The 11,569-nt window shown below is 57.9% G+C and carries 9 protein-coding genes; 4 read left to right on the forward strand and 5 right to left on the reverse strand.

The window, feature by feature from the left end:
* Positions 1-2 precede the first annotated feature (2 nt).
* Positions 3-1,898 carry an AMP-binding protein gene (locus BKA12_RS05165; protein WP_183641211.1) on the reverse strand — a complete coding sequence of 632 codons (1,896 nt, stop codon included), beginning with the start codon at positions 1,896-1,898 and terminating at the stop codon, positions 3-5.
* A 183-nt stretch (positions 1,899-2,081) separates the two neighbouring features.
* Here BKA12_RS05165 and BKA12_RS05170 point away from each other — a divergent pair, with 183 nt between their 5' ends.
* Genes BKA12_RS05170 through BKA12_RS05185 form a run of 4 tightly spaced genes read left to right on the forward strand, consistent with a single transcriptional unit; the run spans position 2,082 to position 6,400 of the window.
* Positions 2,082-2,741 (forward strand): GntR family transcriptional regulator, encoded by a 660-nt coding sequence (locus BKA12_RS05170; RefSeq protein WP_183641213.1) that lies wholly within the window; start codon positions 2,082-2,084, stop codon positions 2,739-2,741.
* A 39-nt stretch (positions 2,742-2,780) separates the two neighbouring features.
* Positions 2,781-4,298: an MmgE/PrpD family protein gene (locus BKA12_RS05175; RefSeq protein WP_183641214.1), complete on the forward strand. Its 1,518-nt coding sequence runs from the start codon at positions 2,781-2,783 to the stop codon at positions 4,296-4,298.
* Position 4,299: 1 nt separating this feature from the next.
* Positions 4,300-5,229 (forward strand): methylisocitrate lyase, encoded by a 930-nt coding sequence (gene prpB / locus BKA12_RS05180; protein ID WP_183641216.1) that lies wholly within the window; start codon positions 4,300-4,302, stop codon positions 5,227-5,229.
* A gap of 28 nt (positions 5,230-5,257) precedes the next feature.
* The gene (locus BKA12_RS05185; RefSeq protein WP_183641218.1) at positions 5,258-6,400 is read left to right on the forward strand and encodes a bifunctional 2-methylcitrate synthase/citrate synthase; all 1,143 of its coding nucleotides are present in this window, start codon (positions 5,258-5,260) and stop codon (positions 6,398-6,400) included.
* Positions 6,401-6,486: 86 nt separating this feature from the next.
* On the opposite strand, the gene BKA12_RS05190 is transcribed toward BKA12_RS05185, so the two are convergent.
* The 4 genes from BKA12_RS05190 to BKA12_RS05205 all read right to left on the reverse strand — a co-directional run bounded on the left by BKA12_RS05190 (position 6,487) and on the right by BKA12_RS05205 (position 11,442).
* The gene (locus BKA12_RS05190) at positions 6,487-7,965 is read right to left on the reverse strand and encodes a hypothetical protein (RefSeq protein ID WP_183641220.1); all 1,479 of its coding nucleotides are present in this window, start codon (positions 7,963-7,965) and stop codon (positions 6,487-6,489) included.
* Between the two features lie 4 nt (positions 7,966-7,969).
* Positions 7,970-8,503, reverse strand: coding sequence for an RNA polymerase sigma factor (locus BKA12_RS05195; protein WP_183641222.1), 534 nt, complete (start codon positions 8,501-8,503; stop codon positions 7,970-7,972).
* A 376-nt stretch (positions 8,504-8,879) separates the two neighbouring features.
* Positions 8,880-10,238 carry a hypothetical protein gene (locus BKA12_RS05200; protein ID WP_183641224.1) on the reverse strand — a complete coding sequence of 453 codons (1,359 nt, stop codon included), beginning with the start codon at positions 10,236-10,238 and terminating at the stop codon, positions 8,880-8,882.
* A gap of 121 nt (positions 10,239-10,359) precedes the next feature.
* Positions 10,360-11,442: a hypothetical protein gene (locus tag BKA12_RS05205; protein WP_183641226.1), complete on the reverse strand. Its 1,083-nt coding sequence runs from the start codon at positions 11,440-11,442 to the stop codon at positions 10,360-10,362.
* Positions 11,443-11,569: the final 127 nt, after the last annotated feature.

Consider the following 11,569-nt stretch of genomic DNA (forward strand, 5'->3'; position numbering starts at 1 on the left):
AGCTACCCGCGCAAGACGTCCAAGAGATCGTCGATGACGGATGCGTCCTCAATGGTGGACGGCACCACGTACTCTTCGCCATCTGCGATCTGACGCATAGTTTTGCGTAAGATCTTGCCGGAGCGAGTCTTGGGCAGGGCTGCCACCACGGCGACATCCTTGAAGTCAGCAACCGGCCCAATGTCTTGACGCACCAGCGCGATGAGTTCCTTGCGCAAGTCCTCCTCGGCAATATCCACGCCGGATTTCAGCACCACGTAGCCGGACGGACGCTGACCCTTGAGCGGATCCGAAACACCAATCACGGCGCATTCGGCAATGGCCGGATGGCTCGCCACAACTTGCTCCATGGCGCCGGTGCTCAAGCGGTGACCGGACACGTTGATGACGTCGTCCGTGCGGCCCATGACAAAGAGGTAGTTCTCATCGTCCTTGAATCCGGAGTCGCCCGTGGCGTAGTAGCCAGGGAACGCGTCCAGGTAGGAGGACTTGTAGCGCTCGTCGCCGCCCCAAAGGGTCGCGAGTGTGCCCGGAGGCATGGGGAGCTTGATGGCGATATTGCCTTCCGTGTTCGGCTCCGTCAGCTCTTCGCCGAAAGCATCCAAGATGCGGACGTCGTAACCCGGCACCGCAAAAGTTGGCGAACCAATCTTGCGCGGCAGCTCTTCCAGACCAAACGGATTGGACGCGATGGGCCAGCCCGTTTCCGTCTGCCACCAGTTATCGATGACAGGAACTGCGAGCGCGTCTTCAATCCAACGGCTCGTGTCCGGGTCTAGGCGCTCGCCCGCGGCAAAGAGCGCCTTGAGCGTTGGCATCGGCGTGGACTTGATGAACTCGCCGTGAGGATCGTTCTTACGGATAGCACGCAAAGCGGTCGGGGCCGTGAAGAGGACCTTGGCACCGTGCTGCGCAACCACGCGCCAGAAGGCGCCGGCGTCCGGTGTGCCTACAGGCTTGCCTTCGTAGAGGACGGTGGTGGCACCGGCAATGAGCGGCGCGTACACGATGTAGGAGTGCCCCACTACCCACCCGACGTCCGAGGCCGTAAACATGGTCTCGCCAGTGCCCACTCCATAAATGTTCTTCATGGACCACTGCATCGCCACGGCGTAACCGCCGGAGTCGCGCACCACGCCCTTCGGCTTACCCGTAGTACCGGACGTGTAGAGAATGTACAGAGGGTCCGTCGCCAGCACCGGCACTGCCGCATGCGGGGCAGCCGCTTGCGTGGCGGCGTCGTAATCAATCCACTGCGCGCCCGCCTGATCAATGTTCTCCGGGGAATGCTGGAATCCTTCGCGGGCTTTTACGACGACGTAGCTCACCTTGTGTGCGGACGTTGCGATGGCCTGGGAGACATTTGGGAGATATTCGACGCGGCGCGCCGGTTCGATGCCGCCGGTGGCGGTCACGATCACCTTCGGAGTGGCGTCTTCAATGCGGGCCGCGAGTTCCTTGGGAGCGAAGCCGCCGAAAACCACCGAGTGCACAGCGCCGAGGCGAGCGCAGGCCAGCATGGAGATGAGAGCTTCCGGGATCATCGGCATATATATAATGACGCGGTCGCCTTTGACCACGCCAAGTTCTGCGAGCGCGCCGGCTGCCTTTTCAACTTCACTCAAGAGTTTCTTGTAGGAGTACGTCTTGACGGTACCGAGGACGGCGGAATCATAGATCAGCGCTGCTTGGTCTCCTCGTCCGGCGGCAACGTGACGGTCCAGCGCGTTGGCAGCCACGTTGAGCTCGGCACCCGGGAACCAGCTGTACATCGGGGCTTTGGATTCATCGATGGCCACCGTCGGCGGGACGGTCCATTCGATGTCTTGCGCGGCATCCAGCCAGAACTGGCCGGGGTCTTGCTGACTGCGCTGGTAGGTGGCTGCGTAGGTGGTCATGAAACCCTCCGTGGTGATCTAGCGCCATTGCTAAAGAACTGCCTCTTTCTGAGAATTACTGTATGACTCCCGTCACAGACAAACAAGAGTTCTGTATACACAATTAGCCGCTTTGCGCCGAAAGGTAGGTGAAATGGGGTAAAAGGTCTAGACGTTTCACCGTCGATGTATACAATGGATGTCATGAGAGCGAGCGATAAGGCGTACGAGCAGTTACGCGACGAGATCCTCGACGGCGCCATCTCGCCCGGTACATTGCTGGGCGAAGTGGAGCAGTCTGAGCGACTCGGCGTTTCTCGCACGCCCATCCGCGAGGCTTTCGCTCGATTGGCTGCCGACGGCCTCGCCGTCCAGCAACGTGGACGCGGAACGGTTGTCACCGACGTATCTCTGGATCACGTCGAAGACCTCTTTGAACTGCGCACCGCACTTGAAGTTCAAGCCGCACGCTTAGCTGCGGCCCGCGTTTCCCCGGAGCAGGCCGACACCTTCATTTCGCTCGCTGCACGATTCCGTGCGGCGTCCCATGTGGAGGCTGGCTTCGTTCCCACCGATTACTACCAATTGGCTTCCTCGCTGGATACCGCCATCGACGAAGCCGTCCACAATGACTACCTGGCCAACGCACTACGTGGCCTGCGTACCCATCTGGCTCGAGTCCGCCGACTAGCTCAAGACAACCCGGAACGGCTGGCAGCATCCTCGAACGAACACGCGCTCATCGCTGAGTCGATCGCCAAGGGATCACCGCAGCTGGCCGAAGCTGCCACGCTAGTGCATTTGAGCCAATCGCTTCAACACATTCAACATCAGCAACATCCTCGGCAAGCCGCCGCCGTCTAGACATCTTTTCCAAGCTTTCAACCCTTACGAAAGGCAACCATGAAACTGCACGAAGTTCGCGTCTACAAGTCCGAAGAAAACCTGCCCCGCGAGGAGCAGCTTGCGCACAAGATCGCCGAGGTCGCCGCTGACCCCGTAGAGGTCTCCGCAGAAGTAACGGACATGATCATCAACCGCATCATCGACAACGCTTCGGTTGCCGTCGCCTCGCTGAACCGCGGACCGATCATTGCCGCTCGCGCCCAGGCCATCACGCACGCTCCATCCACCGGCGGACAGGGCGCGTCCGTTTTCGGCATCACGGAAAAGGTTTCCCCTGAGTGGGCTGCTTGGGCCAACGGTGTAGCCGTTCGCGAGCTCGATTACCACGACACTTTCTTGGCAGCCGAGTACTCCCACCCTGGCGACAACATTCCGCCGATCCTTGCAGTCGCTCAGCATGTTGGTTCTTCCGGCCGCGACCTCATCCGCGGTATCGCCACTGGCTACGAAATTCAGGTGGATCTGGTCAAGGCCATTTGCTTGCACAAGCACAAGATTGACCACGTAGCTCACCTCGGCCCATCTGCATCCGCAGGCATCGGCACCTTGTTGGGCTTGCCGGTTGAGCAGATCTTCCAGGCTGTTGGCCAGGGCCTCCACACCACCACCGCCACGCGTCAGTCCCGCAAGGGCGAGATCTCCACGTGGAAGGCTCACGCTCCTGCATTCGCCGGCAAGATGGCCGTTGAAGCAGCCGACCGCGCAATGCGCGGACAGACCTCTCCAGTGCCGATCTACGAAGGCGAAGACGGCGTCATCGCCTGGTTGTTGGACGGACCGGACGCTCGTTACGAAGTGCCACTTCCTGAGGCCGGCGAAGCCAAGCGCGCAATTCTCGATACCTACACCAAGGAACACTCCGCCGAGTACCAGGCTCAGGCATGGATTGACTTGGCCCGCAAGCTTCACGGCGAACACCCTGAAGCCACGGATCCGAACAACGTGGAATCTGTCCTCATCAAGACCAGCCACCACACGCACTACGTCATTGGCTCCGGCGCCAACGATCCTCAGAAGTACGATCCAACCGCATCCCGCGAAACCTTGGATCACTCCATCATGTACATCTTCACGGTGGCATTGCAGGATGGCGCTTGGCACCACGTGGACTCCTACGCTCCAGAGCGTGCAGGCCGCGCCGACACGGTGGAGCTGTGGCACAAGGTGACCACGGAAGAAGACAAGGAATGGACACGCCGCTACCACTCGCTGGACATCAGCGAGAAGGCCTTCGGCGGTTCCGTAGTCATCACCCTCAAGGACGGAACGGTTATTGAGGATTCCATCGCCGTTGCCGACGCTCACCCGCTGGGCGCCCGGCCATTCGCTCGCGAACAGTACATCAACAAGTTCCGCACCCTGGCTGAGGGCCTCGTGGAGCCAGCTGAAATCGAGCGCTTCTTGGACACCGTGCAGCGCTTGCCAGAACTGAAGGCTGGCGAACTGGATCAGCTCAACGTGGTGGCAGCTCTTGGCGTCATCAACCTCGAAAACGCCCCGAAGGGACTTTTCTAAAATGCTGTACTCCACCAAAACGCCGAACGAGAAGCGGAAAGCTTTTCGTGACGCAGTGAAGCCGGGAGCTGCCGTGCAGTTCCCGGGAGCCTTCACTCCCCTATCCGCCAAGCTCATTCAAGAAAAGGGCTTCCAGGGCGCCTACATTTCCGGTGCTGTTCTAGCGAACGAGCTGGGTCTTCCGGACGTTGGCCTCACGACGCTCAGTGAAGTCGCTCAGCGCGGACGCCAGATTGCTGACGCCACGGATCTGCCCACCTTGATCGATGCCGACACCGGATTCGGCGAGCCCATGAACGTGGCCCGCACCATCCAGGAGCTCGAGAACGCTGGCTTGTCCGGCTGCCATATCGAGGACCAGTTCAACCCGAAACGGTGTGGTCACTTGGACGGCAAGAACATGGTGGATCTGAAGACCGCCACCATGCGCATCAAGGGTGCCGTGGATGGCCGCCGTGACAGCGACTTCGTCATCATGGCTCGCACGGACCTGCGTGCTGTTGAAGGACTGGACGCGGCGATTGCCCGCATGAAGGCCCTCGTGGACTCCGGCGCAGACATGATTTTCCCGGAGGCTCTCAAGGACCTCAGCGAATTTGAGCGTGTCTGCAACGAAATCGACGTCCCCGTCCTCGCCAACATGACAGAGTTCGGTAAGAGCGAGCTGTTCACCAAACAGCAGCTCGCGGACGCCGGCGTTGCGATGGTCATCTACCCGGTGACGTTGCTTCGTATCGCGATGGGAGCCATCGAGCGTACGCTGGACACGATTGCCACAGAGGGAACGCAGGACAGCAAGGTCGAAGAGATGTTGACGCGTTCACGTCTCTACGAACTCGTTGACTACGAGGCCTACAACCAGTTCGATTCCGGAATCTTCAACTTCCAGGTTCCGAGCTCCGATATTCAAACGAACAACGCGAACCTCTAAGGCCGCGGAACAGCTATAAGGAGAAATCATGACTGAAACTGAGGAGATCAGGAAGGGTCTTGCGGGAGTCGTCGTTGACTACACCGCGGTATCCAAGGTCAATCCTGAGTCGAACTCGCTGCTCTATCGCGGCTATCCGGTTCAGGAATTGGCTGCGCAGAAGTCCTTCGAAGAGGTTGCGCTCTTGCTCTGGAACGGCGAGCTTCCAACGGAAGCTGAGCTTCAGGAGTTCGTGACCTTCGAGCGTTCCAACCGCGCGCTTGATGAGAACGTGAAGGCAGCCATCGACTTGTTGCCAAAGAATTGCCACCCGATGGATGTGGGACGCACCGCCGTTTCCGTCATGGGCGCCAACCACCCGAAGGCCGAGGATTCCTCGCCGGAGGCTGAGTTGGAGAAGGCAAAGCACCTGTTTGCGAAGTTCCCTGCTGTGGTGGCCTATGACCAGCGCCGCCGTCGCGACCAGGATGTCGTTGAGCCGCGCGAGGATCTGGATTACTCCCAGAACTTCTTGTGGATGACCTTCGGCGAAGAAGCTGCGCCAGAAGTCGTGGACGCCTTCCGCGTCTCCATGGTCTTGTATGCGGAGCACTCCTTCAACGCTTCCACGTTCACGGCTCGTGTCATCACCTCGACGCTGTCTGACCTTCACTCAGCTGTCACGGGTGCTATCGGCGCTCTCAAGGGCCCACTCCACGGTGGCGCCAACGAGGCCGTCATGCACACCTTCCACGAGATCGGCATCCGCAAGGAAGAGTCTCGTGAAGAGGCAGCTGCCCGGGCCAAGGCGTGGATGGAAGACGCTCTCGCGCAGAAGAAGAAGGTCATGGGCTTCGGCCACCGCGTCTACAAGAACGGTGACTCCCGCGTGCCAACCATGAAGGCTGCGCTGGACAAGATGATTGAGTACTACGGTCGAAGCGAAATGCTGGGCCTCTACGACGGGCTCGAGCAGGCCATGGGTGAGGCTAAGAACATCAAGCCAAACCTTGACTACCCTGCCGGCCCTACGTACCACTTGATGGGCTTTGACACGGAAATGTTCACGCCGATCTTCATCGCCGCTCGCATCACCGGCTGGACTGCTCACATCCGCGAGCAGCGTGCCGCCAACGCGTTGATCCGCCCGCTGTCCGCCTACAACGGACCGGAAGAGCGTCACCTTTCGTAGGTCGCACCGCTTTTCTTAAAAGTACGACGACGCAGCTCGCCTGGGATTTCCGGGCTGAAGCTGCGTCGTCGTACTTATTTATGGGCTCAGTTGCCGCGCAAGCTGCGAGCGAACTGAACGACGTCTTTCCAATATTGCGAATTTGCGAGGTAGTTCTCCACGCCGCTGGTCATCGTCATTCCGCTGTCGACGAGTTCCGCCCGGATCTTTGCACCGTTGGGCAACTCGACGTCAGTGAGAAGGTCTTTTCGCTTGCCTTCGTCTGGCAGGTCTTGAGGAATCAGGGAGAGCATCACGTAGTCCTTCATTTCAGCCGTCTTCTGAACCAAAGCCACGGCGAGAGGTCCTTGAGGACTACTGAGCTCGATGTTTTCCCGTCGGAGAACCTGATAAGGGGCATCCCCGAAGATCTTGTCCGTCACTTCGTTTCCGGATTCCGGCCGAAGCGCAACGGCCATTCCGCCGTAGGTATCAAAGAAGTAAGCGCTGTCCTTTTGGGCATCGTTCAGGCCACTCGCTTTAGTGACTAGCGTCCAATCACTCCGCTTCTCAGCAGTCAGCCCCAGCCCCTCGCTCAAATCAACGGCTTGCCATGATGCCGCAGCCTTGGTTGGCGCCCACGTTGGAATGTTTGGACCTAGCAGATTCCAAACGTTGTCCACCTCCACGTCCATTGCTTTCAGCGTGGCATCCACCCAGCTGCTCATGTTGGGGTAGGGATCCGCAAATGGCTGAGCACGAAGATCCGGGTATGCCGGAATCCAGTTCGGGTAGGTCTGCTGGCTACCGATGTCCTGATAAGCACCTACAGCCCACTTGCCCTCTTGCCAGGTAGCGATGAAGAGACTCCGATTCCCTTCGATGATCCCACCCACCAAATCCTTCGCAAAGTAATCACGGTCGGTGGTCCCGACAAAGGCTGCGTATCCCTGATAACAGCCCACCACTGGATGTTCCTCAGGGGTACCTTCCACCAGCTCAGTCTTGTTGGTATCCGGGTTGTCGATCGTTAGCTTGCTGATCTCGAACGCCTTGCACGCCGTGGAATCTTCCCAGAACACGTTCTCGTGCGCTGGCACTAATCCGTTCGGCAAGGACGAAGCTCCCGGCGCCGGCGCCGTGGACCCGCCTGAGCTCGCCGGAGCCGACGAAGTTGGCGACTCGGAATTCGTTGGAGCTGCTGAAGAGCCCGACGGTGTACTCGAACCACTGGACGGCGACTCTGACGCTTGCGTCGGAGAAGCGCTGGTGCTCATCTTGGTTGCGTCCGGCGCGGTGACGCCAGGTAGCGGATTGTTGACACGTGATTGGAACGGGTTGATCACCAGAACCAGTCCAACGGCGGCTGCAGCCGCAACGCCTGCAATCCACACAGCCGGCTTCTTGAACCAGACCACGTTGTTCTTTGTATCTTCCGGCGCCTTGTCGGCCGTCTCAACAAAAGTTGGGGCGAAAGTTGGCGCGTCAGAGCCGTCGGGTCCCGTGAAGGACAGATTCAGCGGTCCTGGAGCTGGCAAGCCTTGCGCCGGGTCCGACTGTTTCATCAGATCTTCAATGCGTCTCATGGTGTCACGCCTCCTTTCCGTTGGTGAAGTGCTTTCCTGATGGTTGGTTCATCAGATGTGGTGGGGCCAATTTGGCGAATGCCTGACGTGCCCGCGTCAGTCGCGTAGCAGCCGAGGCCTCCGAGCATCCAAGTACCTTGGCTAGATCGGAGCCGCGAAGTCCGTCCCAGTAAGAGAGGATCAGCACTTCGCGATCCTTCTCCCGCATTTGGTCCAGCACTTCTCCAACGTCTGCACTGATGCCAAAGTGATCGGGGCGGCTCGTCAGAACTACCGATTCCCTCAGCTTGTCGCGAAGCCGGACTTGGCGCTGCGAACCGCGGTGCTGATTCAAAATCATGTTCTTCGCGGTCACAATGAGCCACGCGATATCAACCGCCGTGCCGTCCTGAAGTTTTTGCCATGCAACGCGAAAAACATCATTTGTCAGTTCATTAGCGTCTTCAAGATTGAAGACGCGTCGATAAATGAATCGCTGAACGGTGACGGCATGCAGGTTGTACAACGTGTCGATCTCTTGCTCTATCTGCATGCGCATTACCAAGCCCCCTTTGAAGCACTACGTCGACGCGGACCGCAATTTGCCGCATGACCTATTTATCGAGAATCCGAATTCCTCACGTTGTCCGTCGGTCCTTCTATTTGATTCATGTCCAGTTGAAACGAAAACTTGTCACAAATCCAGAAACTTTTTTCGAGGGGTTTTGCACGCGACCGCTAATGAAAGCGACCTTTGGCATTCAACCTACCGACGCATAAGTCCATTGTCTAGATTGAATTGGGGAATATCGCGGAAAAGTTCGCCTGACATGCATCAAGACGTGCCTCCAAATACGACGACGCAGCTCGGCTCGATTTCTCAAGCTCGGGCTGCGTCGCGCTTTCCTGAATTTCTGCGCAGTTCCTGGCGGAAGTTACTTCACTTTCAGTCCCCCCGCGAAGTCCACCAGGTCTGTCCAGTACTGAGAATTCAGGAATTCTTGCTGCTCGTTTGCAGTCTCAAATCCCAGAACAGGTGTGATTGAAAATTCCAGTGATTTCCCGTTGGTCAGCTCGATCCGTGCCGGGAGGTCACACGCTTTGCCGGACTTCGCGGCATTGCGGTCTACGAGGCTAACCGCACTCAGCTCTCTTCCCGACTCGTCTGTGCTCGTGACGAGAGCAACCGATAACGCTCCGGCCTTGGCCTTGAGATCGATGTCTTCGCGCGCCAGGATTTCGTACGTCGTACCCGGGTCATAGCACTCGGCCTCTGGCGATGGGCTCCAGACCGTAAGTGATGCCGCAGTGGCGCCGTATTGGTCAAAGAATCTGAGTTCGTCAATGATGGTGTCGTCCTGTTTGCGGTCGCGCGTCACCAGCTTCCAGTCACTTCGCTGATTGCCGCTCACGCCCGATTCGTTGAAGTCAGCCGTACTTGCTGCGGGTTCGGTGGGCGCCCACGCGGACCTATTCGGACCGAGAAGCTTCTCAGGATCGTCGACGGAAACTTCCAAGTCATCAAGTGTCTTCTGTATGACCACTGCCGCGGTCCGTCCTTCCGGATCAGGGAACGCTCGAGTAAGCGGATAAGTGGACAAGCCGATCAAGGACTCGACGCCGTCCGTTTCGTCCATGTGGTTCACGAGCCAGCGTTTGCCATCCCACTTGGCCACATACAGGCCAGTGAAAACATCCGACAGCTCCTTCTCGTAGAGAACCCGATCAGGCAAACTCACGTACGTGGCATAGCCTCCGTAGCAGCCAGCTACCGGATTGTCGGCAGGTTTCCCGTTCAGCGGTTCAAACTCTTTGGCGCTGAAGCTGTAGACCATCACTTTTTCTACGTCGAAGGCTTTGCACTCCGCCGAGTCTTCCCAGTAGACATCCGGGTGGGCAGGTTTGAGTCCGTTGGGAAGGCTCGACGTACTGTTAGTCGACGAAGCTTGGGTTGAAGTCGATGCACCGCTAGAGCCTGAAGGACTCACTGACGTGGAGGACGCCGTACCCGACGCGCTTGATGCGCTTGACGAGCTAGAAGCACCGGATGGTGAACCAGAGACTCCTGGCAAGTGGTTGTTCGCTTGTGGTTGGAACGGGTTGATGACTAGGACCAACCCGACTGCGACTGCCGCTGCAACCCCAGAGATCCATACGGCTGGCTTCTTGAACCACACCACATCTTCTTTCGTATTTTCCGGCATGTTGTGAGCTGCTTCCACATAAGTAGGGACAAAGTTTGGGGCTTGAGCGCCTTGGGCACCAAGAGAGGTCAGATCCGGCGGTCCCAACACCGGTAGGCTTTGGACCGCTAACTAAAACTTCGGTGAGAGGAAGACGCAGCTCGCAACCCACCCTCAACTGAGGTTGCCTCATGGCCGCAAGCTGCGTCGTCGTCATCAAAACCGCACCGAATCAGCTGAACTGCAAGCTGCCCGCGAAGCGAACAATGTCCTTCCAAGCCACTGACTTCGTGAAAGCGTTGATTTCCTTTTGAGAAACAAACCGGAAATTCCCCTTGATCATGGGGTTCAGGTATCCGTTACTACCGACGCTCAGCCACTGGTCAATATCACAGAGCAGACCCGACTTTGAAGCCGATTCTGGTACCAGCATGATGCGGTATGAAATTTGGCCCAATTCAGCTAGCTCGACAATGGCCACGTTGAGCTTTTGGCCATTAGCCGTCATCTCTGTGGATGATGCCTTCTTGATCCGGTAGGTCGAATCAGCCAAATAGCATTCGCCAGGTACCTCGTCCGTAGTAGTGGTGTAGTCCAGGGACAAGTGAAAATTCCCGAATCGATCCGTAATCATGTCAGGAGAGTCGTCGAACCAACGGTTTTCGTAGATCTTCCAGTCGTCACGAATTTCAGCCGTCACGCCTGGCTGCCCGGGGAGCTTTTGTCGTTCCCACGATTCAGCGGGAACGTTCGAAGTCCAAATAGCAGCATCTGGGCCCACTAGGTGCTCAATATTTGAAACCCACACTCCTTGAGGTTGGAGTTGGCTGCTCATTTCCTCTTGAAGGGCCGCACCCGAGGCGTTTGAGAAGACGCGCAATTGCGGATAACTCCACGCACCGTCGTAGTCAGAAAGGAGAATCCATCGAGATCCATCCCACGCGGCAAACATGGCGCCTTCGTAGCTTCCGTCGATTTCATCCTGCGAAAGCTGGATGTAGTACTCGTCGCTCTTGTTATAGAAAGCAACAAAGTCTTCAGAGCAACCGAGTACCGGGCTAGACGCGTTGGTGTATTCGACCGGCTCCTCGTCGAAGCGCTCCAACGTATCGAAGGAGAATGAGGCACACGCTTCTGAGTTCTCCCAGAAGACCGATTCGTGTGCTGGCTTCAGTCCATCCGGCAAAGGAATGGTGTTTTCTTGCGGCGCCGGCTTAGCGGCCGCCGTTACTGCAGGAGAGAGAGTTGGAGCGGCGGTGGGCGTAGCCGTTGCCGCCGAAGGGAAGAAGGACGCTGCGAGAAGCGATGATGCCACCGCTCCAGCTAGGGCATAACGCGCGCGCCGACTTTGAGTGGATCGTTCCGTCATGATCTTGCCTTTCAGAGAGTGCGGAAGACCTTGTGTATCCCCCGTCACTTTGTATATGTCTGGCGAAAGTACT

The sequence above is a fragment of the Neomicrococcus lactis genome (genome assembly GCF_014200305.1).
Classification (GTDB): Bacteria; Actinomycetota; Actinomycetes; order Actinomycetales; family Micrococcaceae; genus Neomicrococcus; species Neomicrococcus lactis.